This is a genomic window from Mycolicibacterium arcueilense (genome assembly GCF_058536225.1).
In genome coordinates this window covers 55,776-82,575 of record NZ_JBZTYL010000007.1, presented here as the reverse complement: position 1 = coordinate 82,575, position 26,800 = coordinate 55,776, and the positions used below count along the sequence as shown (strand labels likewise).

General features: G+C 66.6%; 24 protein-coding genes. 11 read left to right on the top strand and 13 right to left on the bottom strand.

All coding sequences use genetic code 11. The annotated features are described in order from the left end of the window. Positions 1-15 precede the first annotated feature (15 nt). From rpoB to AC4LGL_RS04465, 6 genes are all read right to left on the bottom strand, one after another. Positions 16-3,525, bottom strand: coding sequence for a DNA-directed RNA polymerase subunit beta (gene rpoB / locus AC4LGL_RS04490; protein WP_491837815.1), 3,510 nt, complete (start codon positions 3,523-3,525; stop codon positions 16-18). A gap of 413 nt (positions 3,526-3,938) precedes the next feature. Next, entirely contained in the window at positions 3,939-5,033 is a 1,095-nt protein-coding gene (locus tag AC4LGL_RS04485; RefSeq protein ID WP_491837814.1) for a hypothetical protein, read from the bottom strand. Between the two features lie 67 nt (positions 5,034-5,100). Further along, the gene (locus AC4LGL_RS04480) at positions 5,101-6,186 is read right to left on the bottom strand and encodes an ABC transporter ATP-binding protein (RefSeq protein ID WP_491837813.1); all 1,086 of its coding nucleotides are present in this window, start codon (positions 6,184-6,186) and stop codon (positions 5,101-5,103) included. Between the two features lie 202 nt (positions 6,187-6,388). Continuing rightward, positions 6,389-6,775 (bottom strand): 50S ribosomal protein L7/L12, encoded by a 387-nt coding sequence (gene rplL / locus AC4LGL_RS04475; RefSeq protein WP_491837812.1) that lies wholly within the window; start codon positions 6,773-6,775, stop codon positions 6,389-6,391. A gap of 56 nt (positions 6,776-6,831) precedes the next feature. After that, positions 6,832-7,359: a 50S ribosomal protein L10 gene (gene rplJ, locus AC4LGL_RS04470; protein ID WP_064959282.1), complete on the bottom strand. Its 528-nt coding sequence runs from the start codon at positions 7,357-7,359 to the stop codon at positions 6,832-6,834. Positions 7,360-7,596: 237 nt separating this feature from the next. Then, on the bottom strand, positions 7,597-8,040 hold the full coding sequence (locus AC4LGL_RS04465; protein ID WP_491837811.1) for an anthrone oxygenase family protein: 444 nt from the start codon (positions 8,038-8,040) through the stop codon (positions 7,597-7,599). A 75-nt stretch (positions 8,041-8,115) separates the two neighbouring features. On the opposite strand from AC4LGL_RS04465, the gene AC4LGL_RS04460 reads away from it, so the two are divergent. Continuing rightward, on the top strand, positions 8,116-8,550 hold the full coding sequence (locus AC4LGL_RS04460; RefSeq protein WP_491837810.1) for a winged helix-turn-helix transcriptional regulator: 435 nt from the start codon (positions 8,116-8,118) through the stop codon (positions 8,548-8,550). On the opposite strand, the gene AC4LGL_RS04455 is transcribed toward AC4LGL_RS04460, so the two are convergent. Genes AC4LGL_RS04455 through AC4LGL_RS04440 form a run of 4 tightly spaced genes read right to left on the bottom strand, consistent with a single transcriptional unit; the run spans position 8,451 to position 14,961 of the window. Beyond that, complete coding sequence (locus AC4LGL_RS04455) at positions 8,451-9,359, bottom strand: ROK family protein (RefSeq protein ID WP_491837809.1); 909 nt, start codon at positions 9,357-9,359, stop codon at positions 8,451-8,453. The two genes, AC4LGL_RS04460 and AC4LGL_RS04455, sit on opposite strands and share 100 nt — an antisense overlap. An 11-nt stretch (positions 9,360-9,370) precedes the next feature. After that, the gene (locus AC4LGL_RS04450) at positions 9,371-9,988 is read right to left on the bottom strand and encodes a DUF7158 domain-containing protein (RefSeq protein WP_491837808.1); all 618 of its coding nucleotides are present in this window, start codon (positions 9,986-9,988) and stop codon (positions 9,371-9,373) included. Next, positions 9,985-14,190, bottom strand: coding sequence for a glycoside hydrolase family 38 N-terminal domain-containing protein (locus tag AC4LGL_RS04445; protein WP_491837807.1), 4,206 nt, complete (start codon positions 14,188-14,190; stop codon positions 9,985-9,987). Before AC4LGL_RS04445 ends, AC4LGL_RS04450 begins: the two co-directional genes overlap by 4 nt. Positions 14,191-14,208: 18 nt before the next feature. Continuing rightward, entirely contained in the window at positions 14,209-14,961 is a 753-nt protein-coding gene (locus AC4LGL_RS04440) for an endonuclease/exonuclease/phosphatase family protein (protein ID WP_491837806.1), read from the bottom strand. A gap of 64 nt (positions 14,962-15,025) precedes the next feature. Here AC4LGL_RS04440 and AC4LGL_RS04435 point away from each other — a divergent pair, with 64 nt between their 5' ends. Beyond that, positions 15,026-15,574, top strand: a complete 549-nt coding sequence (locus AC4LGL_RS04435; RefSeq protein ID WP_491839266.1) for a nucleotidyltransferase family protein — start codon at positions 15,026-15,028, stop codon at positions 15,572-15,574. Here the strand turns inward: AC4LGL_RS04435 and AC4LGL_RS04430 are convergent. Then, the gene (locus tag AC4LGL_RS04430; protein ID WP_491837805.1) at positions 15,567-16,541 is read right to left on the bottom strand and encodes a helix-turn-helix transcriptional regulator; all 975 of its coding nucleotides are present in this window, start codon (positions 16,539-16,541) and stop codon (positions 15,567-15,569) included. The two genes, AC4LGL_RS04435 and AC4LGL_RS04430, sit on opposite strands and share 8 nt — an antisense overlap. A 61-nt stretch (positions 16,542-16,602) precedes the next feature. Between AC4LGL_RS04430 and AC4LGL_RS04425 the strand changes: the two genes are divergently transcribed. Next, a complete protein-coding gene (locus AC4LGL_RS04425; RefSeq protein WP_491837804.1) occupies positions 16,603-17,127 on the top strand; it encodes a DinB family protein in 525 nt (174 codons plus the stop codon). A gap of 3 nt (positions 17,128-17,130) precedes the next feature. Then, on the top strand, positions 17,131-17,733 hold the full coding sequence (locus tag AC4LGL_RS04420) for a DinB family protein (protein ID WP_491837803.1): 603 nt from the start codon (positions 17,131-17,133) through the stop codon (positions 17,731-17,733). Positions 17,734-17,756: 23 nt separating this feature from the next. Here the strand turns inward: AC4LGL_RS04420 and AC4LGL_RS04415 are convergent, their stop codons facing one another. After that, positions 17,757-18,377 (bottom strand): TetR/AcrR family transcriptional regulator, encoded by a 621-nt coding sequence (locus tag AC4LGL_RS04415; protein WP_491837802.1) that lies wholly within the window; start codon positions 18,375-18,377, stop codon positions 17,757-17,759. Between the two features lie 77 nt (positions 18,378-18,454). Between AC4LGL_RS04415 and AC4LGL_RS04410 the strand changes: the two genes are divergently transcribed. From AC4LGL_RS04410 to AC4LGL_RS04380, 7 genes are all read left to right on the top strand, one after another. Beyond that, positions 18,455-19,450, top strand: coding sequence for an oxygenase MpaB family protein (locus AC4LGL_RS04410; protein WP_491837801.1), 996 nt, complete (start codon positions 18,455-18,457; stop codon positions 19,448-19,450). Positions 19,451-19,502: 52 nt separating this feature from the next. Further along, a complete protein-coding gene (locus tag AC4LGL_RS04405) occupies positions 19,503-20,876 on the top strand; it encodes an ABC1 kinase family protein (RefSeq protein ID WP_491837800.1) in 1,374 nt (457 codons plus the stop codon). A gap of 9 nt (positions 20,877-20,885) precedes the next feature. Continuing rightward, a complete protein-coding gene (locus AC4LGL_RS04400; RefSeq protein WP_491839265.1) occupies positions 20,886-21,803 on the top strand; it encodes an alpha/beta fold hydrolase in 918 nt (305 codons plus the stop codon). Between the two features lie 158 nt (positions 21,804-21,961). Next, positions 21,962-22,840, top strand: a complete 879-nt coding sequence (locus AC4LGL_RS04395) for a cyclopropane mycolic acid synthase family methyltransferase (protein ID WP_491837799.1) — start codon at positions 21,962-21,964, stop codon at positions 22,838-22,840. A 184-nt stretch (positions 22,841-23,024) separates the two neighbouring features. Further along, positions 23,025-23,885: a cyclopropane mycolic acid synthase family methyltransferase gene (locus AC4LGL_RS04390; RefSeq protein ID WP_491837798.1), complete on the top strand. Its 861-nt coding sequence runs from the start codon at positions 23,025-23,027 to the stop codon at positions 23,883-23,885. 105 nt (positions 23,886-23,990) lie between these two features. Further along, a complete protein-coding gene (locus AC4LGL_RS04385; RefSeq protein WP_491837797.1) occupies positions 23,991-24,686 on the top strand; it encodes a YciI family protein in 696 nt (231 codons plus the stop codon). A gap of 6 nt (positions 24,687-24,692) precedes the next feature. After that, the gene (locus AC4LGL_RS04380; RefSeq protein WP_491837796.1) at positions 24,693-25,940 is read left to right on the top strand and encodes an RNA polymerase sigma factor; all 1,248 of its coding nucleotides are present in this window, start codon (positions 24,693-24,695) and stop codon (positions 25,938-25,940) included. 117 nt (positions 25,941-26,057) lie between these two features. Here the strand turns inward: AC4LGL_RS04380 and rplA are convergent, their stop codons facing one another. Beyond that, on the bottom strand, positions 26,058-26,765 hold the full coding sequence (gene rplA, locus AC4LGL_RS04375) for a 50S ribosomal protein L1 (protein WP_491837795.1): 708 nt from the start codon (positions 26,763-26,765) through the stop codon (positions 26,058-26,060). Positions 26,766-26,800: the final 35 nt, after the last annotated feature.

Below are 26,800 nucleotides of genomic sequence, written 5' to 3'. Positions count from 1 at the left end.
TCGGGACTAGAAAACTCAGGCGAGATCTTCGACAGAGGCGGACTCATTGCGCGACAGGTTGATACCGAGGTTGGCAGCGGCACGCTCCAGGTCCTCGTCGTCACCGTCACGCATTTCGATCGCCGCGCCGTCGCTGGAGAGCACCTCGACGTTGAGGCACAGCGACTGCAGCTCCTTGAGAAGCACCTTGAACGACTCGGGGATACCGGGTTCAGGGATGTTCTCGCCCTTGACGATGGCCTCGTAGACCTTCACGCGGCCGACCGTGTCGTCGGACTTGATGGTCAGCAGTTCCTGCAGGGTGTAGGCAGCGCCGTACGCCTGCATGGCCCAACATTCCATCTCACCGAATCGCTGACCACCGAACTGCGCCTTACCACCGAGCGGCTGCTGGGTGATCATCGAGTACGGGCCGGTGGAACGGGCGTGAATCTTGTCGTCCACCAGGTGGTGCAGCTTGAGGATGTACATGTAGCCGACCGTCACCGGGTACGGGAACGGCTCGCCACTGCGGCCATCGAACAACTGCGACTTGCCGTCGGCGTTGACCATGACGTCACCGTCGCGGTTGGGCAGCGTCGAGCCGAGCAGACCCGAGAGCTCCCCTTCCTGCGCACCGTCGAACACCGGGGTGGACACGATGCTGTCCGCCGGGGCCGACAGCAGGCCCTCGGGCAGCTTGCCCGCCCAGTCCGGGGTTCCCCCGGCCACATCGATGTTCCAGCCGGCCTTGGCCACCCACCCGAGGTGGGTTTCCAGGATCTGGCCGATGTTCATACGACGCGGCACACCGTGGGTGTTCAGGATGATGTCCACCGGGGTGCCGTCGGGCATGAACGGCATGTCCTCGACGGGCAGGATCTTGCCGATGACGCCCTTGTTGCCGTGGCGTCCGGCGAGCTTGTCGCCGTCGGAGATCTTGCGCTTCTGGGCCACGTAGACGCGGACCAGCTCGTTGACGCCGGCGGGAAGCTCGTCGTCGTCCTCGCGGGAGAACACGCGGATGCCGATGACCTTGCCGGACTCACCGTGGGGCACCTTCAGCGACGTGTCGCGAACCTCGCGGGCCTTCTCACCGAAGATGGCACGCAGCAGGCGCTCTTCCGGAGTCAGCTCGGTCTCACCCTTCGGGGTGACCTTGCCGACCAGGATGTCGCCGTCGCGGACCTCGGCGCCGATGCGGACGATGCCGCGCTCGTCGAGATCGGCCAGCACCTCATCGGAGACGTTCGGGATGTCCCGAGTGATCTCCTCGGCGCCCAGCTTGGTGTCGCGGGCATCGATCTCGTGCTCTTCGATGTGAATCGAGGTGAGCACGTCCTCTTCGACCAAGCGGTTCGAGAGGATGATCGCGTCCTCGTAGTTGTGGCCCTCCCACGGCATGATCGCCACGAGCAGGTTCTTGCCCAGGGCCATCTCACCGTTCTCGGTGCACGGACCGTCGGCAACGACCTGGCCGGCCTCGACACGCTGCCCGGCGTCCACGATCGGACGCTGGTTGGCACAGGTGCCGTGGTTCGACCGGGCGAACTTGCGCATCCGGTAGGTGTGCCGGGAACCGTCGTCGGCCATCACGGTGATGTAGTCGGCCGAGACCTCCTCGACGACGCCCGCCTTCTCCGAGACGATGACATCGCCGGCGTCGATCGCGGCGCGCAGCTCCATACCGGTACCGACCAGCGGGGCCTCGCTGCGCACCAGCGGAACCGCCTGGCGCTGCATGTTGGCACCCATCAGGGCACGGTTGGCGTCGTCGTGCTCGAGGAACGGGATCATCGCGGTCGCGACAGACACCATCTGGCGCGGCGAGACGTCCATGTAGTCGACGTCGGACGGGGCCACGTTCTCGACCTCGCCACCCTTACGACGGACCATCACACGGTCCTCGGTGAAGCGGCCGTCGGTGTCGATCGGCGAGTTGGCCTGCGCCACGACGTGGCGGTCCTCCTCGTCGGCGGTCAGGTAGTCGATCTGGTCAGAGACCACACCGTCGTTGACCTTGCGGTAAGGCGTCTCGATGAAGCCGAACGGGTTGACCCGGGCGTACACCGACAGCGAGCCGATCAGACCGATGTTCGGACCCTCAGGGGTCTCGATCGGGCACATGCGGCCGTAGTGGCTGGAGTGCACGTCGCGGACCTCAAGGCCGGCACGCTCACGGGACAGACCGCCGGGGCCCAGCGCCGACAGGCGACGCTTGTGGGTCAGACCCGACAGCGGGTTGTTCTGGTCCATGAACTGCGACAGCTGCGACGTTCCGAAGAACTCCTTGATCGCCGCCACGACGGGACGGATGTTGATCAGGGTCTGCGGCGTGATCGCCTCGACGTCCTGGGTGGTCATGCGCTCACGCACGACGCGCTCCATACGCGACAGGCCGACCCGGATCTGGTTCTGGATCAGCTCACCAACGGTGCGCAGACGACGGTTACCGAAGTGGTCGATGTCGTCCACCTCGACCGGAACCTCGACACCACCGGGGACGGTCATCGAGGTCTGGCCCTCGTGCAGGCGCACCAGGTACTCGATGGTGGCGACGACGTCTTCCTCGGTCAGGGTCGACGACGTGATCGGCTGGCCGGCGTTCAGCCCCAGCTTCTTGTTGACCTTGTAGCGGCCGACGCGGGCCAGGTCGTAGCGCTTCTCCTTGAAGAACAGGTTCTCCAGCAGGGTCTGCGCGGACTCCTTGGTCGGCGGCTCGCCCGGACGCAGCTTCCGGTAGATGTCCAGCAGCGCCTCGTCGGGACCGGCGGTGCTGTCCTTCTCGAGGGTGCCCATCATGATCTCGGAGAAGCCGAAGCGCTCGGTGATCTGCTCGCTGGTCCAGCCCAGCGCCTTCAGCAGCACGGTGACCGGCTGACGACGCTTGCGGTCGATGCGGACACCCACGGTGTCGCGCTTGTCGACGTCGAACTCCAGCCACGCCCCGCGGCCCGGGATCACCTTGACGCTGTGCAGCGTCTTCTCGGTGGACTTGTCGATGCTCTCGTCGAAGTACACACCGGGAGAGCGCACGAGCTGGCTCACCACGACACGCTCGGTGCCGTTGATGATGAAGGTGCCCTTCTCGGTCATCATCGGGAAATCACCCATGAAGACCGTCTGGCTCTTGATCTCACCGGTGTTGTTGTTGATGAACTCGGCCGTGACGAACAGCGGGGCCGCGTACGTCATGTCCTTGTCTTTGCACTCGTCGACCGGCGCCTTGACCTCATCGAAGCGCGGGTCGGAGAAGCTCAGCGACATCGAGCCCGAGAAATCCTCGATCGGCGAGAGCTCTTCGAGCACCTCTTCGAGACCACCCTTGGGGTCGGTCTCGCCGCGATCGACGGCCTTCTGGCGCCAGCCGTCCGCTCCGACGAGCCAGTCGAAGGAATCCGTCTGAACGTCGAGCAGCCCCGGAACCTCAAGCGGTTCGCGGAGCTTGGCAAATGAAACTCGGTTCGGTGCTCCTGGGACGGAGTTATTGGTGTTAGCGTTCGCTGTGCTCTGGCTAGAGACTGCCAAGATGCATCCTTCCAGCACCTCATGCGACTTTTGAAAGGGCCAGCAAAAGCCGTCCTTCTGGGCCGCGATTCTGCGTCGGTTCGGCTGGCTTTGGCCTGTCCAGAACCCCATACGCACGGCACAGGACTAGATGCTGAGCAACGCTCAGGCTAGAACAGTATGTGCAGATCAGGTGAGGGTGGGCAGGGTGCAGCCAGCGCAACGTCCAACGATAGCGCAAGACGGCGCATTCCTCAACCACCACACATCCACTGCATGAATTGGGTCACCCGGCGCTGGCTGGCGTCCACTAAACCCTTCACACATGCTGCCCAACAGATTGGCCTGTCCATGGCCTTCCGTCAAGAGGTGACGCGCGGTTTGATGCGCCCAACTCTGCCTCGGATCCGCAGCTCGCGCAACGGTTGAACGGGCATTATGTTGCCGGCCCGTCACACCGCGCCGAATTGAGCGAACAGCCCTGATGCGACATCCGCCGGAACCAACCGTTCCGGGATGACCAGCCCCGTTCCCAAACCCCGCGCCGAGACGTGAAACACGTGGTCAGCGTGCCAGATGCGCTCGATACCGCCCAGCTTCAGGATCTGCAGATGGCCGCCGAGACGTACCCCGATCTGCTGCGAGCCGAACTCGGCCGCGATCGGCGCTCCGGGTGGAACCAACTGACGGAATTTCGCAGGCGTGGCGAAGTACACCACGTACGTGAGCGCACCGACAGCGGCGACCACCAGCACAGCGGCGCGGAGCACCGAAACCGCGGTCAGCTCCCCGTCCTCGACATACGACCAGCCGAGCACCACCAGCGGTACGAGGATCGCGAGTGCGAGCGCCAATCGCGTCACGACACTGTGCTTGACCGCGGCACCCAGTTGGTCGGCCAGACCGGCGTCGGCAATGTCCCTCGTGCGGGTGACCCCGTCGGGATCCGTGCGCCGCCTCGCACGGGACGTCGCCTCGGGATACGGCGGAACTACCCGGCGCCGCTCTTTGAAGGTGGACAGCAATGTGGCGGCGATGTCCGGCGGTACCAGTTCGTCGGGGATCAGCAGTTCGATGTCACCGACGCCCTGCACCACGAGGACCGAGTCAACACGCCGGACCTGAAGTACCTGGTCGAGGTAGAGCGCATTGAAGTGCTCCAACCAGCCGATACCGATGGCCTCCGGCCTGAACTCGGCCCACACGGCAGTGCCGGCAGGCAGCTTGAGGGCCCAGCTCCGGGGTGCTGCGAGCACAAGTAGGCCGAACCCGAACACGATGAAGACCCCGACGCCCATGGCGGCGGCGAACGCCAGCCCGTACAGGAGGTAAGGGAGATTCTCGCCCGAGAACGGTATGCGGGCGGAAAGAACGACGACGGGGACGACAACGGTCACCAGGGCGAAAACGACCCACAGCCAACGTTTGGGGAGGTATTCGGCGCGGGCCAGCTGGTGGGCCATGTGCCGGTGCGCGACGCCGTGCGCCCGGGTAACGCCACCGCCCAATTCCTCGAATCGGGTGGGCCGGCCCCGCTGCGCATGCATTCGGCTCCCCCTCTCTCACGACACAAATCAGGCCGGACCCGTGAGGGTCCGGCCTGATTGTCGAAACTCAGCTCTGGTGAGGAACCTCGATGGCTCCGGTCGGCGCGTCATCCTCGACCGGGCGCTGGTGGCGGGCGGTGGGCTCGTCTCCGAACTCGTGCGCCGCGTACTTGTGCGTGCCCTCAAGGTCATCGAGGATCGCGGCCTGCGCGGCCGGCGGCAGGGTGTGCAGGATGTCGCGCACCCGGGCCTGGCGCCGGGCCACACCCTTGCGCTCGGGCATGCCGGGAGTGGCCGACAGCTGCGGCGGCACACCCTCGATCTCCTCGACGCCACCGTCGTGCTGGCCGGCGTCGAGCATGGCCTGCTCGGCGGCCGCGGTGGCCTCGTCCTTCTCCTCGGACATACCGATCGGGCCGATACGGCGACCGTTGAGGAACTGCTTGACCACCGGCTCCTCGCTGGTCAGCAGCACCTCGCGGGGGCCGAACATGACCAACTGCTTGCGGAACAGCATGCCGATGTTGTCCGGCACGGTGCGGGCGATGTTGATGTTGTGCGTCACGATCAGCACCGTGGCGTCGATCTGCGCGTTGATGTCGATGAGCAGCTGGCTCAGGTAGGCGGTACGCACCGGGTCCAGACCGGAGTCCGGCTCGTCACACAGGATGATCTGCGGGTCGAGCACCAGGGCGCGGGCCAGGCCGGCACGCTTGCGCATACCGCCGGAGATCTCACCGGGGAACTTGTGGCCGTCATTCGGCATACCGACGAGCTCGAGCTTCTCCATCACGATGTTGCGGATTTCGCTCTCGCTCTTCTTCGTGTGCTCGCGCAACGGGAAGGCGGTGTTGTCATAGATGTTCATCGAGCCGAACAGCGCGCCGTCCTGGAACAGCACACCGAACAGGGTGCGGATCTCGTAGAGCTCCTTGGCCGAGCACTCCAGGATGTTGGTGCCGTCGATGACGATCGAGCCGCGCTCCGGGCGCAGCAGACCGATCAGGGACTTCAGGAACACAGACTTACCGGTACCCGACGGGCCCAGCAACACGCTGACCTCGCCCTCGGGAATCGACATCGTGACGTCTTCCCAAATCTTCGACGATCCGAAAGATTTGCTCAGTCCCGTCACATCGATTTGGACGCCCATAAAGATCCTTCCGCCTACGGCTCACCCCGCCACCTGCTGCGGCCTGTGGCTTGAGTCACCATAGCGCACGGCGCATCGCACACACATGGTTGTCTCCCAATATTCGGGAGTACCCGCGCTCTCGCCTGACCAATCGAGCTCATCCAAGCAAAAAACCCCCGAATCCGTAGGGATTCGGGGGTTCTTGCGGTCCAGGTATGGACTACTTGACGGTGACGCTGGCGCCGGCGGCCTCGAGCTTGGCCTTGGCGTCCTCGGCGGCCTCCTTGCTGACCTTCTCCAGCAGCGGCTTGGGGGCGCCGTCGACCAGATCCTTGGCTTCCTTCAGGCCCAGGCCGGAGACGATCTCGCGGACGACCTTGATGACGCCGATCTTCTTGTCGCCGGCACCGTCGAGGATGACGTCGAACTCGGACTGCTCCTCGGCGGCCTCGGCGGCGGCCGGGGCGGCACCCGCGGCGGCAACGGCGACCGGGGCGGCAGCGGTGACCTCGAAGACCTCTTCGAACTGCTTCACGAACTCAGAGAGCTCCAGCAGGGTCATTTCCTTGAACGCGTCGAGCAGTTCGTCGGTGGACAGCTTGGCCATGTTTATGGTCCTTCCTGATTTTTCTTACAGATGTTGGGATGTTTGTGCGGTTGCGGTTAAGCGGCTTCCTCAGCGGCCTTTTTCTCCTGCAGCGCCGCCGCGAGGCGGGCCACCTGAGAAGCGGGCGCGTTGAACAGGCCGGCAGCCTTGGACAGGTTGCCCTTCATGGCACCTGCCAGCTTGGCGAGCAGAACCTCGCGCGACTCGAGGTCGGCGATCTTCTCGACCTCGGCGACGGACAGCGCCTTGCCGTCCATGAAGCCGCCCTTGATGACGAGCGCCTTGTTGTCCTTGGCGAACTTCTTGATCGCCTTGGCGGCGTCAACGGGCTCACCCTGGACGAACGCGATCGCCGTGGGACCGGCGAACAGCTCGTCGAGACCTTCAATGCCGGCTTCGGAAGCGGCGCGCTTCACCAGAGTGTTCTTGGCGACGGTGTACGTGGCGGAGTCGCCGAGGGAACGACGCAGCTCAGCCAGGTTCGCCACAGTCAGCCCGCGGTACTCGGTGACGACGGTGGCCGTCGACGCCTTGAACTGCTCAGCAATGTCGGCAACCGCCGTGGCTTTGTCAGCCTTGGCCATGCATGCCTCCTTGTGGTGGGTATCGGGCGCTCCACCAACTTGGGGCCGTGAAATGACGAACGCCCCGACGCAGACAGGTCGGGGCGCAGAAATAACCAATACAAAACTGGTCTAGCCTCGTCCTCCTGCGTGGGCCGCCGGGACATTTCCCGGACCTTCAACCTATTGCTAGGTGACCGACGGTCTTCGGTGGAACCCGACCAGAGTAGCCGAACATCTACCGATCAGCCAAAACGGTCAGCCGGCCAGCACCAGCAACACGAACGCCGCCGCGAGCAGTCCGACCCTCACCCAGTGCAGTCGATCCCAGCGCCGGGCCAGTTCGTGAAACTGCTCCGGGTCCTCACCTGCGTCGTCACCACCGAATCCGGCGGCGACCCGGTTGTTGATCGGCACCAGCACGGTGACGCTCACCAACATGACCAGCACCATCATCACCACCGCCGTGACCAGCAGTGGCCCGGGCCTGTACACCGTCGCAGCGATCAGCAACGCCGTCGACGCCAGGTACCAGAACGGCATCGCGGTCCCGAGGGTCTTGGCGCCGGTGCCGCGGGCCTGCCGGTAGGCGGCGTCGGGCAGCCGCTGCAGGATCGGGTTGGTGAAGGCGGCGACACCGAACTCGACGCCGAGAAGCGGGCCGGTGACGATCACCGCGAGGATCTGCACGATTTCTTCCATGCCATCCAGGCTGGTCACTATGCTGACAGAAAACAAGGTACTGACAAATTAGTCAGCTTACGAAGGGCCGGAACCGTGGCGGTTTCCAAGAAAGAGATCGGCGAGTGCCCGATCGACGCGACGTTGTCGGTCATCGACGGGCGCTGGAAGGGCACCATCCTGTGGCGGCTGGCCGACGGGCCGATGCGCACCGCCGAACTGCGCCGCAGCATTCCGGACATCACCGAGCGGATGCTCATCCGGCATCTGCACGATCTGGTCAGCGCCGGGATCATCGAGCGCCACGACGCGGGCACGGTGCCGCCGTGCGTGCACTATTCGATCTCCGAGTACGGCCAGACGCTGGCGCCGGTGCTGGGCGCCTTGTGCGAATGGGGCCGCACCCACATGGAGATCCAGAAGCAGAAGCGTCAGCCGCGGGCCAGTGCCGCCGCGCCCACCAGGCCGGCATCACCACCGAGTTCGGCCGGGACGACCCGCAGCCCCCGCAGGAATTCCAGCCCGACATAGTCGGCCAGGGCCGCGTTCACGGGGTCGAACAACAACGCCCCGGATTTGGCCACTCCCCCGCCGATCACCACCAGGTTCAGGTCGCACACCGCACCCACCGAGGCGATCATCGCCGCCACCGCCCGCGCACCTCGATGAAAAGCCTTGACAGCCAGTTCATCTCCCTCATTCGCCGCCTCGCCCAGCGCCTTGGCGTCGGTACCGTCCCACCCGTGCCGCCGCGCCCACCGCACCATGCTGGGTCCGGACGCGATGGTCTCGACACAGCCGTGCCCGCCGCACGTACACAGGTCGCCGCCGTCGGGGGCGACGATGACATGGCCGACGTGCCCGGCGTTGCCGGTGCGGCCGTCATACGGGGCGCCGTCGAGCACCAGACCACCACCGACCCCGGTCGACACCACCATGCCGAGCAGGAACTGCGCGCCCCGGCCCGCACCGCACCACTGCTCGCCCAGCGCCATGCACAACCCGTCGCCGCCGAGCCGAACCGGTAACCCGGTGGCTGCGGTAACGCGTTCGGCGATCGGAAAATGTTGCCACTCGGTGATATTGATCGGGCTGACCGTGCCGGTGGGCAGGTCGATCGGGCCGGCAGAGGCGATACCGACGGCGGTTGCGGCACCGTCCGCCGTCTGCATGGACTCGGCGAGCAGCTTCTCGACGACGGCCCATACCGTCTCGGCGTCACCGTCCGGGGTCGGCAGTTGCGCCCGACGCACCAGCTGTCCCTCGGCGTCGACCAGGGCGACGGCGATCTTGGTGCCGCCGATATCGAGCGCGAGGGTGAGTGCGGTTGTCGGCGCCATGCGGGTCCCCCTCAGTGCTTGTGCGTGTTGTCCGGTTGACGAGGGTCGCCGGGATGCTCGTAGCCGGGCGCCAGTTCCACGAGGGTCGCGCAGCGTGTGTCGAGCCACTGCCGGAACGCCTGCCTGCGCGCGGCCGCCCGCAGGTGAGCGGCGATCCGGTAGCGCGCCTGATCCAGCGACGGCACGACCGGCCGCCCGCGCCAGCCGCGCGAACCCGCCTGCGCCGACGCGAATCGCAGCGGATTACGCGCGTGGTAGGCAGCCACCTCGGCATCCGAAACATCGACCGCTGCAGTCACATCCGCGAACACCGCTCGGGCTCGTGGGGATCCGAGAGTGGCGGCGGCGACGCTGCCGATCTCCAACCGGGCCGCGGTGTCGGGCAGCAGCTCGTCCTGGCCGGGCGCGCCGAGACCGGACAGTCCGCGCGCGCAGGCCTCGGCATCGACCACCCGCTCGGCAACCACCAGCTGGGTGAGCCAGCGGCGTAACTGCCGGCCCTCGCTTGTCCCTGGGCGTGGCAGCGCCGACGCGCGGTTTCCCGCCCGCAACGCCGCCTCCCGATCGTCGATCTCCTTGACCGACACCGGGTTTCCGGCGACCCGCGCCGCACATTCCGCCGGGTTCACCGGACCGTCACCTTCACCGCCGGCGAGTAGACCAACCGCCCGGCGCAGCCCACCCGGATCAACGCCCACCACTCCCCCGGTTCGACCCACGACGGCGGCATGACATCGAAGACCACCTCGGCCGTGCCCGCCGCGGGCACCTCGACACCGGCCGCGGCCGGTCCCATCCACTCCCAGGTCCCCCACGGGCTGATCAGGTGGGCCTCGGCGTTCAGCCCCGTGACCGCGTCGGTGCCGATCGTCATCGACAGTCGCGCGGTCTCACCGGCCTGGACGTCGACGGCTTGCGGCTCGGAGACCAGTTTGAGCACGTGCGCACCGGGTTCGCCGATCGTGACGACGCAGACGTCCTCGACCACCTGCCGCCATGACGGCGGCAGCGCATCCGATCCGCTGCCGGTCACCGCGAGTTCGGCGCGCACGGGGTACAGCCCGGGTTCGGCCCCGGACGGGATGCTCAGCACCACATCGGTTTCCAGATGCTCTCCGGGCGGCAGGACGTAGGGCAGCTCGGCGGGCTGCACGTCCCATCCCGGCGGGCCATACAGTCTGACCCGGCCGTGCAGAGCGGCGTCGGTGCAGTCGCTGGCCGCGGTCAGCCGCACGACCACCTCGGTATCGGGTTGCGCGGCAACGCTCTCCGGATGCAGGTACGCGACGGCAGGCAGGCCGCCGAGCGGCGCCGGGCCGCGATTGTGCAGCCAGTACCTGGCGTACAGCGGTTGGGCTGCCTCGGCTTCCGGCGCCAGCCGCTCGTGCTCGCCGCGCAACACCTTCGGCAGGTTGAACCGGGTGGACACCGTGGCGATCTGGTAGCCGTGCAGGCTCAGATGCGAGGGCTGTTGCGGCTCCGGTTCCTCCAGCAGGTTCAGGTTCGCGGCGGCCGAGACAGCACGCAGCCCGGACCGGATGGTGACCTCGGCAGCGCTGCCGGTGATCTCCACCAGGCGCGCGGTGACCCCGTCGGCCGGGTCGGTGTTGCGGACGCTGCCCGACGCGAGCGGATTGCCGGTGGCCTTGAGCGCACCCAGTTGCACGGTGCCCGCCGGCTCGATCTCCAGCAGCGATCCCCACGCCGGCAGTCCGCCGCCGGCGTCCGAATCCACCACCACCGGCTGCAGCGGCCGGTTGAACTCCGCGGCGCTGGGGGCGACCCCCGCGGCGCGCCAGTCTCCGGCGCCGGTGACCAGCGCGTAGTCGAATGTGTGGGTCCAGTGCTGCAATTGGAAATTGGATCCGTCCGGTGCGGTACGGCGCGGCGGGTCGATCCAGGTGCCCGACGGCCAGCCGGTGCAGGACCGCATCAGCGACGTGTGCAGCGTGCCGTCCGGTTCGATGGCGAAGCTCGGCACGCCACGGTTCAGCAGTGCGACGGTGCGGGCCTCGAACGGCTCGGCCGCCGCGGCTGCCTGCTGGGTGACGACGATCTCGGCGTCACCCAGGTCCTCGACCACCGCGTCGAGGTCACCGGCCAGGATCAGCACCGGCAGGCTTCGCACTCCGCGCAGATCGGCACCGGGCACCCACTGTTCGGGCAGGGGCGCGACAGCAGGCACCCAGACACGGGCCGATCCGGTGGCGTCTATCTGGCGCTTGAACTCGTCGGAGTAGGCGATCTCGGCTTCGGCGAGAACGGCTGCGGTGAACGGGTTTTCATCGGGCCCACCGAGTGTGAACCGGGTGTCGGGCAGATTAGAGTCCACCGTCAGATCGCCGTAGCGGGGTTTGTCCGCGGCGCTACAGGTGGCCGTCACCCCGGCCCGCACCAGCGCCACCATCAGATCCCGCGCGTCGGTGCCGTCATCGGGGGCGACCACCTCTGCCACTGAAACCGCCCGGACGTCCGAGCCGATCCGCACCCGCGCGGCAGACGACAGCCCGAACCAGCCGTAGGCCGGGTTGTCCAGCGTCCACGGATGTTGCGCCGCGTCCACCGCGTGGTGGGCCGAATGTTCGTGCAGCAACCCGAATCCGCGGCCGATCACGGCGTCGCCGACCTCGCTCACCGGTAGCGCTCCGGGCACCGGGCAGGGCCAGCGCAGCCGCACCAGGCGGTCCGTCCCGACGAACTCGTCGATGACAGTGCGGCAATCGACCCGGTCCACACCGGACCACAGCGTGATGATCTGGGTGTAGCGCAACAACTCTCCGATGCGGCCCCGCACGATCACCCGCTGACCGAGCGCGCTCCGGTAGCACTGCACGTCCTCGGCCGGCGCCGCCGAGGAGCACACCACGGGCCCGGTGGGCAGCAGGTGCCAGGGCCCTTCCCCCGCCTCGGGGTGGGCCGAATACTCCTCGTAGACCGCCAGTTCATTGCCGACCCCACCGTCGGCGATGACCTCACGCCCACCGTCGAGGAGCGAATACACCCCACCGCCGCGAGCCGCATCGACGCGTAGCCGGTAGCGGTCGTTGGCGATGGAATCCCCGGCCACCGGTTCCCAGCCGTGTGCCGTCCCGGCGGTGAACCGGTAGGACCGCCAGCCCAACGACGGCACGTCGCGGGCCAACCAGCTCACTGTTGCTCCGTCGTGCTCGACCAGAACGGGAACCTCGTTGCCGTCGCAATCGAGCACCCGGCCCGGGAACGGTTCGTCCAAGTGCACGGTGACGATGTCGGTCCGGTTGTGCGCCACGGCGTTCCACACCACCACTGTGTTAATCCCCGGGTCGCTGCGCTCCTGCCCGCCGAAGCTCATCCCCGGGTCGCTGCGCTCCTGCCCACCGAACCCGCCGACGGCGCGCGACAACAGGCGCAGAGCATTGTCGCGGGCGGTGACCCCCAGCTCCCAGGCGTCGCGCCAGCTGGTCAGCAGGTCGAGATAGACCTGGTCGGACTCCGAGCCGGTGATGGCGTCGTGATGTGCGCCGTAGGCCAGCTGCACCCAGGCCTTGGCCATGGCGGCCTGCGGGTAGTCCGCACCACCGAGCAGTCCGGCGAACACGGCGAACCGCTCGGCGTCGAGCACCGCGTCCTCGGCGGCCCGGTTGGCCTGCTTGGTGTCGATGTAGGAGACGTCCTTGCCCGTGTAGATCGGGTTCATGTCGCGGGTCTGCGGGGACGGGGTGATGCCGCGCTCGTCGACCTCGGCACGCACCGCGGTGAAGAATTCGGACGGCAGGGCGCACACGAACTTCGGCCAGGCGTACCGCGCGTTCCAGTCGCGGTGGATCTGCGTGACCCATTTGTTGGGCGGGGTGTAATCGGTGCCCACGGGCAGGAGCACGTTGCGGGTCAACGCAACTCGTTTGAGTTTGGTGAACAGCGCGTAAGTGGATTCTTCCGCCTCGGCCAGTGAGGCCGAGGAGTCCATCCACCATCCGGCCGAATAGTGCGCGGGCATGTAGTGGGTGAGCAGCCCGCGGCCCGACGGTGCGATCCACTCGAACTCGCTCGCGAACTGCATGCGCTCGGGGTCACCGTCGTTCTGCATCGGCCCCCACTGGTGGTGCGGTCCGCGGGCCCACGAGCTGGAGGTCAGGCCGACGTCGGCCGCCATCCCGGGAAACTGTGGATCGTGGCCGAACACGTCGAGCTGCCATGCCGTGGCCGGCTTCGCGCCCAGCACGTCACGTTGGAAACCCATGCCCGACACGAAGTTCCGGATCGCGGTCTCCGGGCTGGTGAGATTGGTGTTGGGCTCGTTGTACGTGCCGCCCATGATCTCGACGCGCCCCTCGGCGATGAAGCGGCGCAGATCGTCGCGGTCTTCGGGCCGGGCATCCCAGTAGGGCTTGAGATAGTCCACCTCGGCCAGGACGAACTTGTACTCCGGAACCCGGCGCGCCATTTCCAGGTGTGCGTGCACCAGATCAAATCCGTTGGTCTGCCGGCACTGGCCGGGCGGATCCTCGGTCCACACGCTGGTGTAGGCGGCCTGGGTGTTCCACCAGACGGGGTCGTAGTGGAAGTGGCTGATCATGTACATCGTCCAGCCGGGTTCGGCGACGGTGAAGTCGAAGTCGGTCGAGCCCACCCGGGCGCGCCGGACCTCGCCGGGTACGCCCCGCTCGACGTCCACCGGGACCTCGACGGTGCCGTCCCCGGCCGCCGCGATCGCCTCACCGGTCAGCCCGTCCCCGCTGACCCGCACCGGAGTCGGCGACGTGCAGGCCTCGTATCGCACCCGAACCAGCTGCCGAGCGGCATCCTCCGGCCCGGCAAACAGCTCCGTCGTCTCCACTGACAGGACGCGCATCTGAAAAACCCTACGACTTCAACGCTCCGAAATGTCGACGACCAACGCCCGATGATCTGAAATCGGTAGGTGCGGGGCCACGCAGGCGGTGGCGAACAGTGTCGGATCGTCGGTGAGGATGTGGTCGAGCTGCGTCGTCGGCGTGTCGGCGGGAAACGTCGGAGCCTCCCCGAGTCGGCGCCAGCGCGCCGGTGCGCCCGAGTTCAGGTCGCCCATCAGGAGCCTCGGTGCCGGGAAGCCGCTCAGATCCCGCATCAGATGCCGCAGTTGCACACGGTTCCAGCCCGGCACGAACGACAGATGGGTGTTGGCCACGGTGAGCGCACCGAGTGGGGTGTCGATGCGCGCGACCATCGCGGCTCGGGGTTCTTCGTGGACGATCCGGAACCGGCGAATGCCCGAGACGTACATCGGGAACCGGACCGGTATCCGCGGAAGCCGCAGCACCTGCCAGTTCTCGACCGGGTACCGGGTGAGCAGGGCGATGCCGTAGGCGGCGGTGCCGGGTTGTTCGCGGCCGGTCGCAGCCATCCAGGTGGCACCCGGGGTCCCGGAGATCGCGGCGACGAAGCGATGGTGCACGGCGTTCATCGCCCGGGCGGCCACGGCGGTCAGGTCGGCCTTGCCCGAGCGCGGCTGATCCAGGTCGACTTCCTGCAGCGCAAGGATGTCGGCGTCGAGCTCGGCCACCGCGGCGGCAAGTCTGCCGAGGTCGACGTCGCCATCGTGGACACTGCGTCCGTGCAGGATGTTGAAAGTGGCCAGCCGCATGGGTACTCAGTACCCACTCTGCATCCGCTCCACCATGGCGATGCCCGACCGACCGGGATGGCACATGCTCGACCGCAACGACGACCTGCGTGACGCGCTGAAGCGCGCCGCTGCGGCGTTCAAGGCGCACGGGCCGCACTTCGCGCTCGGCGGCAGCTATGCCCTGTGGGTGTACGGCGCGCCCGAGCCGGTTCACGACGTCGATTTCGTGGTGGCCGAGACCGACGCCGAGGCGGCCGAGGTGGCGTTGCGCAAAGCCGGGTTCCAGATCGTGCATGTGCCCGAGGACTGGTTGTTCAAGGCCTATCCCGACGACGACGTGCTGGTCGACGTGCTCTACCAGCTCAACGGGGTGTCGGTCGATGCGGCGACGCTGGCATCCGCCGAGGTGTTGGACGTGCTCGCGGTCCGGATGCCGGTGTTGCCGCCGACGCTGGTGGTGTCGGAGAAGCTGCGGTCGCTCAACGAACACCATTGCGACTTCGCCCCGTTGCTGCCGGCCGCCCGTGCGGTGCGCGAGCAGGTCGACTGGGATGCGGTGCGCGCCTCGACCGCAGACAACGACTTCGCTGCCGCGTTCCTGATGCTGCTCGACCGCCTCGGGATCACCTGACCTTGCCGCGCGCAGCCAGACGTAGGCGGTCGGCCACGGTGTGCACGGCGGCGGCCACCTCGGGCGGCTCGAGCACCTCGAAGTCGTGGCCCACGGTGGCGAAATACAGCACCATGCGCTCGGGGTCGTCGGCGCCGGTCGTGACGATGCAGGCTTCGGGTCCGTCCGCCTCGACGGTGGCCGATGCCGGTGGAAACTTCTGCGCCACAACCTCTTGCGGGGCGTGATAGCGCACCCGCGCCCGGTAGCGGTAGGGCGAGGAGCTGATCGACCGGCGCACATAGTCAGCCGCGTTCGGGGCCTCGCGCGGGGTGAAGGTGGTCCCCGTCGCGGCCACCGTGGACATCCGGTCCAACCGCAGGCTGCGCCAGTCCTCACGGTCACGGTCGTAGGCCATCACGTACCAGCGTCGGCCGGTGGTCACCAGCTGGTAGGGCTCGAGCCGCCGCTGGGTGTGGTTGCCGCGGATGTCCGTGTAGTCGGTACTGACGTGTTCGCGGTCGCGGCAGGCGCGGGCCAGGGTCATCAACACCTCGGGTTCGACCGGGGAGTCCGACGAGTTGGGGGAAAGGGTGACGGTGGCGTCGTGCACCGCCGAGACCTGTGACCGCAACCGTGCGGGCATTACCTGGTCGAGTTTGGACAGTGCGCGCAGGGCGGATTCGCCGACGCCGGCGACGCTTCCGCCGGCAGCCAGTCGCAGGCAGACGGCCATCGCGACGGCTTCGTCGGGGTCGAGCAACAGCGGGGGCAATGCCGCACCTGCACCCAGTTGGTAGCCGCCGCCCTGCCCCTTGCTGGCGTGGACTGGGTAGCCAAGGTCGCGCAGCCGCTCGATGTCACGACGGACGCTGCGGGTGGTGACACCGAGCCGTTCGGCCAACTCTTCACCCGTCCACGCCCGGCGCGCCTGCAACAGGCCGAGGAGTTGCAACACGCGGCCGGTGGTTTCGCTGCTCACCGCCATGTCAGAAGTCTGCCGCATTTTTAGGACCGAAACTGTCCTATATGGGTGAAACAGTGTTCCCATGTGGACAAACCTTCTGGCCGATCAACTGGACTTCCACTGGAGAAATCAACTGAGGCCGCGATTGGACGGTCTGACGGACGACGAGTACTTCTGGCAGCCGGTGAAAGACTGCTGGACCCTCCATCCCGACGGGGCCATCGACTTCAGCTATCCACCGCCACAACCGGAACCGTTCACCACGATCGCATGGCGACTGGCACACGTGATCGTCGGTGTGTTCGCGATGCGCAACCACTCGCACTTCGGCGGGCCGCCGGCCGACTACGAGTCGTGGCCGTACGCCACCGATGCGGCCACGGCCCTGCGCCAACTCGACGACACGTACCGAAATTGGATCGACGGGGTCAGGTCGCTGAGCGAAGATGACCTCGCTCGGCCGGTCGGCCCGGCCGAAGGACCGTGGGCCGACGAGTCGATGGCCGTGCTGATACTGCACATCAATCGGGAAGCGATCCACCACGGCGCCGAAATCGCCTGCATCCGAGATCTTTACGCCCACTCAACCGACAACAAGGAGAACTGAACCATGCCAGGAATGCCGCCTCCCGCCGCCGACGAACGCCGGAACCTCGTCGAGTTTCTCGCCTTTCAGCAGAACGCCTTCTTCGCCGTGGCGCACGGCCTGACCGACGAGCAGGCGCGGTCCACGCCGTCGGTGAGCGCGCTGTCGGTCGGCGGTCTGATCAAGCACGTCACCGCCGTACAGAAGAGTTGGGCCGACCGCGTCGAGCACGGACCGCAGTTCCCGCCGGCCGACCCCCGTCCGTTCGAGGAACAGGCTGCCGACTACGCCGATATGCACGTGATGCGCGAGGACGAAACCCTGGCCGGCCTACTCGACGCCTTCAAGGCCCAGAACGCCGAGACGCTGCGGGTGTTCACCGAACGGGACCTCGACACCGCGGTTCCGGTGCCCCACGATGTGCCGTGGTTCCCGCAGGACGTCGACAACTGGTCGGCGCGGTGGGTGGCCATGCATCTGATCGAGGAACTCAGCCGCCACGCCGGACATGCCGACATCATCCGCGAATCGATCGATCGCGCAACGATGTACGAGTTGCTCGCGGCCGAAGAAGAGTGGCCCGAGACCGAGTGGATCAAGCGCTGGCGGCCGGTCGCTCAAGCCTGACGGCGCTGGGTTACCGGCCTCGCCTACTCGGCAGCCCCGCTGCCGAGTACCAGCCGGAGCGCGTAATCCACCACGACGTCGAGGTCGTCGCCCAGGTTTCCGCTCAGCCACTGCTGGGCGAGCTCGGCCATCGCACCGGTGTACATGGCCGCGCCGATCTGGGCGGCCACCGGATCGGAACCCGGGTGCAGCCGGCCGCCCTCGGACAGCACGGCCTCGCGTAACAGGTCCTGGGTCGCCGTGCGCCGGGCGGCCAGTACCGGGTTGGCCCTGGCGTCGGTGAACAGGATCCGTCCCCGCCGCGGATCGGCCGAGCTGAAGCCCAGCACCGCGGCGATCCCGGCGCGGGTCCTGGCCCGCAACGAGTCGCCGGCCCCGGTCGTCGCCGCTTCGACGTCGACGGCCAGGGCCGCGCTGACCTCGTCGTAGACGGCACCGAGCAGATCGTCGGTGTCGGCGAAGCTCTCGTAGAAGTAGCGGGTATTGAGGCCGCATTCCCGGCAGACCGAGCGCACGGAGACCGCGGCCTCCCCACCATCTCCGAACAGCCGGAACGCCGCGTCCACCAGCAAGGCGCGGCGTTCGGCCCGGCGGTCCGTCAGCGGCACGCCGGCCCACCGGGTCGGGTTGGGCGCTCCGGTCATTCCTTCAGATTAGATCTGGTCACACCCGTACCCAAAATGTATTCTGGCTACAGACGTAACCAGAAAGGGGTCCCGCGGTGGACATGCCACACCAAATCCTCGAGCAGATGCTGCAGCGGAAGTTCGACACGGACATTCGTCAGCACTACTTCCGTGGCATGGAGTTCGCCGGGCCGGCCGGCGATCCGGGATGGTTCGGCCCGGGCAGCGCCGTCTGGCACGTCCACTCCCACACCGAGGCACTGATCTTCGGTCTGCAGTGCGCGGCGTACATGGAACGCCTCGATCCCTCGATCTACTGGATGGGTATGCACCATTCACGTCTGGTCAAGCGCGACGAGAACGGCACCGCTGTCCCGGTCATCGACCCCGAGGGCGCGGCCGTGCGCCTGGGGCATTCGATCGCGTTCTTCATCGGCACTGCCTACGGCAACACCGAGACCGCCGAACGAGTGGCCAAGACCGTGCGCGCCATGCACCACACCATCAAGGGGACCCGCCCCGACGGTGCGGTCTACGACGCCGACGATCCCGACTGGCTGCGCTGGAACTACGCGACCGTCGTGTGGGGGCTGGCCACCGCGCACGAGATCTACCATCCGAACCCGTTGCGCGGTAAGAAGCTTGACCGCTACTACGGCGAGTTCATCCGCGTCGGGCATGCCCTGGGCGGCACCGATCTACCCGAGACCAAGGCCGAGACACTGGAGTGCCTGCACTCCTATCTGCCCAGGCTGGCGCTCACCCACGGGGCGGCCATGGCCACCGGCCCCAATCTGCCGACGCCGCAGAGCGCGGTGGACTGGGCGATCCGCGACACCATGCCGAAGTGGGCCAAGCAGCTGATCGGCCACACCGATCCGAACCCGATCGAGCGGGCCGCCCGCCGCGCCATGGTGTGGTCCATCATCAACGGACTGCACACCGCGGCCGGCAACACCTTGGAGTTCCGGGCAGCGCAGAAGCGCGTCGCGCACGGCACCATCACCCCGCACACCGAGCCCACCTACGTGCCCGGAACCGACCCGATCCTGAGCCGGGACGAGGTCGAGGAAAGTTTCGCGTCAGTGTGACTCACGGCACAGATGTTTTTGGCCGCACCGTGGCCTTTGAGACACTGCAGCTATGAGCACTACGCCGCCGAAAACCAAGCACCGCGAGGTCGCCAGGTTGAGCCGGGTGCCGCTGCCCGTGGAAGCCGCCCGTATCGGCGCCACCGGTTGGCAGATCACCCGCACCGGGGTCCGCGTCGCCGCCAACATGTTCGGCAGCGGTTCCCTGCAGCAGAAGGTCATCAAGCAGGTGCCGCAGACGTTCTCCGATCTGGGTCCCACCTACGTGAAGTTCGGCCAGATCATCGCGTCGAGCCCGGGCGCCTTCGGTGAGCCGCTGAGCCGCGAATTCCGGAGCCTGCTCGACCGGGTGCCGCCGGCCGATACCGATGAGGTGCACAAACTGTTCGTCGAGGAACTCGGCGACGAGCCCACGAAACTGTTCAAGAGTTTCGACGAGACGCCGTTCGCCTCGGCCTCGATCGCCCAGGTGCACTACGCCACGCTGCACAGCGGCGAGGAGGTGGTGGTCAAGATCCAGCGCCCGGGGATCCGTCGTCGCGTCGCCGCCGATCTGCAGATCCTCAAGCGCGGTGCGCAGCTGGTGGAGCTCGCCAAGCTGGGCCGGCGGCTGTCGGCCCAGGATGTAGTCGCCGACTTCGCCGACAATCTGGCCGAGGAGCTCGACTTCCGGCTGGAAGCCCAGTCGATGGACGCCTGGGTCTCGCACATGCATGCCTCCCCGCTGGGCGAGAACATCCGGGTACCGCAGGTGTACTGGGACCTGACCAGTCAGCGGGTGTTGACCATGGAGCGGGTGACCGGGGTACGTATCGACGATGTCGCCGCGATCCGCAAGAAGGGGTTCGACGGCACCGAGCTGGTCAAGGCCCTGCTGTTCAGTGTGTTCGAGGGCGGCCTCAAGCACGGCCTGTTCCACGGGGATCTGCACGCGGGCAACCTCTATGTCGACGACGACGGCAAGATCGCGTTCTTCGACTTCGGCATCATGGGCCGCATCGACCCGCGCACCCGCTGGTTGTTGCGCGAGCTCGTGTACGCCCTCCTGGTCAAGAAGGACCATGCCGCAGCGGGCAAGATCGTCGTGCTGATGGGGGCCGTGGGCACGGTGAAGCCCGAGGCGCAGGCCGCCAAGGACCTGGAGAAGTTCGCCACCCCGCTGACCATGAAATCGCTCGGCGACATGTCCTACGCCGAGATCGGCAAGCAACTCTCGGCGCTGGCCGATGCCTACGACGTCAAGCTGCCCCGCGAACTGGTGTTGATCGGCAAGCAGTTCCTCTACGTCGAGCGGTACATGAAGCTGCTGGCGCCGAAGTGGCAGATGATGAACGATCCCCAGCTCACCGGGTACTTCGCCAACTTCATGGTGGATATCAGCCGCGAACATAAGCAGGGCGAAGACGGCGACGGGATCGAGGCCTGAATGGCCGGCATGAAGGTGCGATCCGGGTTCGCGAAGTCGTCGGCGGAATCCGGCGATGTCGACCTGTACTACGAGGACATGGGCGATCCGAACGATCCGGCCGTGTTGCTGATCATGGGCCTCGGTGCGCAGATGTTGTTGTGGCGCACCGGTTTCTGCGAAAAGCTGGTGAGTCAGGGGTTGCGGGTCATCCGCTATGACAACCGCGACGTGGGTCTGTCCACCAAGTTGTCGGGCAAGCGGGTCGATTCCCCGCTGCCGCTGCGGATGGCCCGGTCGTTTCTGGGTCTTCGGAGCCCGTCGGTCTACACGCTCGAAGATGTGGCCGATGACGCTGCCGCCCTGCTCGATCACCTCAACATCGACAACGCCCACATCGTGGGCGGTTCGATGGGCGGGATGATCGCCCAGGTGTTCGCCTCCCGCTACGCGCAGCGCACCAAGTCGCTGGCGGTGATCTTCTCCAGCAACAACCAGCCGCTGTTGCCGCCGCCGGGCATCAAGCAGTTGCTGTCGGTGATCACCGGCCCGCCTGCCGATTCATCGCGAGATGCCATCATCGACAACGCCGTTCGGATCAGCCGGATCAACGGCAGCCCCGGCTACCCGACTCCCGAGGCGGAGATTCGGGCCCAGGCCGCCGAACTGTACGACCGCGCCTACTACCCGGCCGGGATCGCCCGGCATTTCGACGCCATTCTCGGCAGCGGCAGCCTGCGCCACCACGACAAGCGGATCAGTGTGCCCACTGTGGTGATCCATGGTCGCTCCGATCGGCTGATGCGCCCGTTCGGGGGCCGCGCGGTGGCTCGCGCCATCAGTGGCGCCCGCCTGGTGCTGATCGACGGAATGGGCCACGAACTGCCCGAACCGGTGTGGGACGAGATCGTCGGCGAGCTCAAGACGAACTTCGCGAGTTCCGTCTGATACCTGCGTCTGCAACGTTAATTCGTTTGCCGATGCGGGAAAGCTCGGTAGCTGGCCGTGCCCGCTCTACTGTTTTTACAGCAGTCTGGGGGGGCGGCTAGGTCAAGACGTGGCTTAGTGCGGCTCTCGCCAGTCCGTCTTCTTTCGTTAGGCGCCGCATGGCACACCAGCCGGCACATCTCAAACCCCACTTCGACGACGTACAAGCTCACTACGACCTGTCCGACGATTTCTTCGCCCTGTTCCTGGATCCGACCCGGACGTACAGCTGCGCGTACTTCGAACGCGACGACATGACGCTCGAAGAAGCCCAGCGCGCCAAGATCGACCTGGCGCTGGGCAAGCTCGGACTACAACCGGGTATGACTCTGCTCGACGTCGGATGTGGCTGGGGCGCAACGATGATGCGCGCAATCGAACGCTACGACGTCAACGTCGTGGGCCTGACCTTGAGCCGCAACCAGGCCGCTCACGTTCAGAAGCTGTTCGACGGCTCCGACTCCCCGCGTTCCAAACGGGTACTACTGGCCGGATGGGAGGAGTTCGACGAGCCGGTGGACCGGATCGTGTCGATCGGAGCGTTCGAGCATTTCGGCCCGGACCGCTACGCGGACTTCTTTCGCTTCACCCATCACGTCCTGCCGGACGACGGGGTGATGCTGCTGCACACCATCACCGGGATGCACCCCCGAGACGCCCACGATCGTGGCATCCCGCTCACCTTCGAGCTGGCCAAGTTCATCAAGTTCATTCTCACCGAGATCTTCCCGGGCGGGCGACTGCCCACGGTCGAGATGGTCGAGGAGCATGCGCAGCGGGGATCGTTCACCCTGACGCGTCGGCAATCGTTGCAGGAGCACTACGCGCGAACCCTCGACCTGTGGGCAGCCAATCTTGAGACCCACCACGAAGAGGCCGTCCGGACCCAGTCGCAGGAGGTCTACGACCGCTACATGCGCTACCTCACGGGCTGCGCGAACCTCTTCCGCGTCGGCTACACCGACGTCAACCAGTTCACCCTGCATGTCGCCGGCTGATTTTCTTCGCCAACGAAGCACCACCGATGCATTACCGCAGGCACCACCGGAAAAATGACGGTGCAGTCCGAAAATTTTATTTGCCAAGGCAATTCACTGACGGCGGCGACAACAGGGCGTTGGGGCGCGCCTGCGGTACTCTGAGATTCGCGGGGAGAACTCTACAGCTTGGAGCATATCGAATATGTCCAAATTGACACCGAAATATGAAGAACTGCAGTCGATCTACGACATTTCCAACGAATTCTACGAACTCTTTCTAGGCCCGACCATGGGCTATACGTGCGGTTATTTCGAGCGTGAGGACATGACCGGCGACGAAGCCCAGATCGCCAAGTTCGATCTGGCACTGGGCAAACTGGGTCTGGAACCAGGGATGACGCTGCTCGACGTCGGCTGCGGCTGGGGCGGAGGCATGGCGCGCGCAATCGAGAAGTACGACGTCAACGTCATCGGCCTGACGTTGAGTGGTGAGCAACGCGAATACGCCATCGAGAAGCTCGCCAAGATTCCCACCGAGCGCAACGTCGAGGTTCGGCTTCAAGGCTGGGAAGAGTTCAACGACAAAGTCGACCGCATCGTATCGATCGGCGCCTTCGAACATTTCGGATTCGAGCGGTATCCGGCATTTTTCGAGACGGCCTATAACGCGCTGCCCGACGACGGCATCATGTTGCTGCACAACATCACCGGATTCGACCTTCGGCAGGGCCAGAAACTCGGGTTGCACATGACGTTCGAAGACGCCCGGTTCGCGCGGTTCATCATGACCGAGATCTTCCCCGGCGGCCGGTTGCCCTCGGTGTCGATGGAGGAGGAGAAGGCGAAGGAAGCCGGCTTCACCGTGGCCAGGATTCACGAGATCGGCCCGCACTACGTCCGGACTCTCAAGATCTGGGCCGACGCGCTCGAGGCCCACAAGGACGAGGCCATCGCGATCCAGGGCCAAGAGGTTTACGACCGCTACGACAAGTACCTCAACGGCTGCCAGAAATACTTCGCCTCCGGCCACATCAGCGTGCATCAGTTCACCCTGCAGAAGTAGTCGCCGAAATATCTTCGGTGGGCTGTCGGATCCAAGCAGCCTCGTTCGTCGGATAGGTAGAGAGTGGAACAGAGGGTTCTCACTCGCTGACGCCGGGAGATGACGATGCATTACTTCGCTTTACTGATCAGCCAGGACGTCGAACTCGCCCCCGAGGAGCGGGCCGAGGGCATGGCAGCCTTCCAGGCTTTCCACGCCAAGGCCGGGTCGGCGATCCGGGCGGGCGACGCGCTGGAGCGGGCGGCGACCGCCACCCGCATCACCGGTGGGCCGGACCACCCGACGGTCACCGACGGCCCGTACGCCGAGGGCGCCGAGGTGGCGTGCGGCTACTACGTGTTGGAGGCCGACAATCTCGACGAGGCCCTGGCGCTGGCCCGAGACATCCCGGTCGCGCAGTTCGGTGCGGTCGAGGTGTGGCCGATGGTCCACTGGCAGGCACCCGAGCAGCCATTGGGCAACGATTGGCTGGCACTGCTGCTGGAGCGTCCGGAGGACGTCAACACGCCGGGCACCGACGAGTGGAACCGGCAGGCCGGCCGGCATGTCGAACTCGCCACCACCATCGGCGACAAGACGCTTGCCGGTGCGCCGCTGCATCCGCCGTCCACCGCGACGACCGTGCGCGTGCGTGACGGCGAGGTGACGCTCACCGACGGTCCTTACGCGGAGGGCGCCGAGGTGGCCAACGGCTTCTATGTGCTGCGAGCGTCCGATCGTGATGAGGCGGTCAAGCTGGCGTCGATGATCCCGGCGTCGGCCATCGAGGTCCGCCAGTTGTCGGCCGTCTCGGGCCTGTAGTTCTCGGTGACCCAGCTGGACGGCGTCTTTCGGCGCGAGTGGGGCCCGGTGGTGGCCACCATCGCGCGTTGGTCGGGTGACCTCACCGTTGCCGAGGACGCCGTCCAGGAGGCCTGCGCACAGGCCTTGCAGACATGGGCCGCCGACGGTGTGCCCGCCAATCCCGGTGCATGGTTGACGACGGTGGCGCGCAATCGGGCCCTGGACCGTCTGCGACGTGAATCCGCCCGTGCCGGAAAGGAACTCGCAGCGGTGTATGAGCACGTGAGCGCGGCCGACGGCGGCGGTGCCGAGCTGCAGCCGGTGCGCGACGACGAGCTGCGGATGATGTTCACCTGCGCCCACCCGGCGCTGGACCGGAGCTCGCAGCTGTCCCTGACCCTGCGGCTGATCTCCGGTCTCACCGTCACCGAGATCGCCCGGGCCCTGTTGCAGTCCGAGGCCGCCGTGGGGCAACGAATCACCCGGGCCAAGAACAAGATTCGTCAGGCCAACATCCCGTTGCGGGTGCCGCCGCCGGAGCTTCTGGGCGAGCGGACGCCCCACGTCCTCGGCTGCATCTATTCGGTGTTCACCGAGGGCTACTGGTCGACCGGCGGCCCCTCGGCCATCCGTGACGAGCTCTGCGATGAGGGAGTCCGGCTCGCGGGCGAACTGTGCTCGTTGATGCCGGGCAATCGCGATGCCCACGCGCTCGCCGCGCTTGTGCTACTGCATGATTCACGCCGACGCACCCGGGTGGGCGAAGACGGCGCACTGATACCGCTGGACGAGCAGGACCGCAGCCACTGGGATCGCGGCCGCATCGCAAGGGGCCTGGAGCAGCTGCGATTGGCCGACGGCGCGGCCGGTACATATCTTCCGCAGGCGGTGATCGCGGCGCTGCATGCCACGGCGCCCACGTGGCAGCTCACCGACTGGGGCACCATCTGCCTGGCCTACGACCAGTTGGCGGCGATGACGGACTCGCCTGTCGTACGTGCCAATCGTGCACTGGCCGTTGGCTTTCGCGACGGGTTCGAAGCCGGACTGGCCGCCCTCGACGAGGTTGCCGACGATCCACGGCTGGCCCGGACGAATGCCGTGGCGCCGATCCGGGCGGATCTGCTGCGCCGCGCCGGCCGCCTCGGTGAGGCCCAGCGCTGGTACCGCGTCGCACTTGACGGCGAAGGCGCGGCGTCCGAGCCGGCGCGGGCGTTCCTGCGTCGCCGCCTCGCCGAATGCACCCCAGAAACGCCGAATGGCCAGTTATGACACGCGATTCAGAGAATCTTGTGCCGTAACTGGCCACTCGGGCTTAAGGACTACGCCTCAGAGCCCATGGTCGGCTCCGCGAGCTACGCCTCGGTGCCGATGGTCGGCTCCGCTGCGCTACGCCTCGGTGAAGTTCCGGGTCACCGACGGGTCAACCGGGATACCCGGGCCCGTGGTGGTGGAGACGGTCACCTTCTTGAGGTAACGACCCTTCGAGGAGGACGGCTTGGCCCGCAGCACCTCGTCGAGGGCGGCGCCGTAGTTCTCGGCCAGCTTGGCGTCGTCGAAGGACGCCTTGCCGATCACGAAGTGCAAGTTGGCCTGCTTGTCGACGCGGAAGTTGATCTTGCCGCCCTTGATGTCGGCCACAGCCTTGGTGACATCGGGGGTGACGGTGCCGGTCTTGGGGTTCGGCATCAGACCGCGCGGGCCCAGCACGCGGGCGATCTTTCCGACCTTGGCCATCTGATCCGGGGTGGCGATCGCGGCGTCGAAGTCCAGGAACCCGCCCTGGATCTTCTCGATCAGGTCGTCGCTGCCGACGACGTCGGCGCCGGCGGCCAGCGCCTGCTCTGCCTTCTCACCGACGGCGAACACGGCGACGCGGGCGGTCTTACCGGTGCCGTGCGGCAGGTTGACGGTGCCGCGGACCATCTGGTCAGCCTTGCGGGGGTCGACGCCGAGGCGGATGGCGACCTCGACGGTGGCGTCCTGCTTCTTGGAGGAGGTCTCCTTGGCCAGCTTCGCGGCCTCAAGCGGGGTGTAGAGCTTGTCCCGGTCGACCTTCTCCGCGGCTTCGCGATATGCCTTGCTGTTCTTGCTCATTGAATCTCCAATTCAGAGTCTGTGGTTGGCGGGCC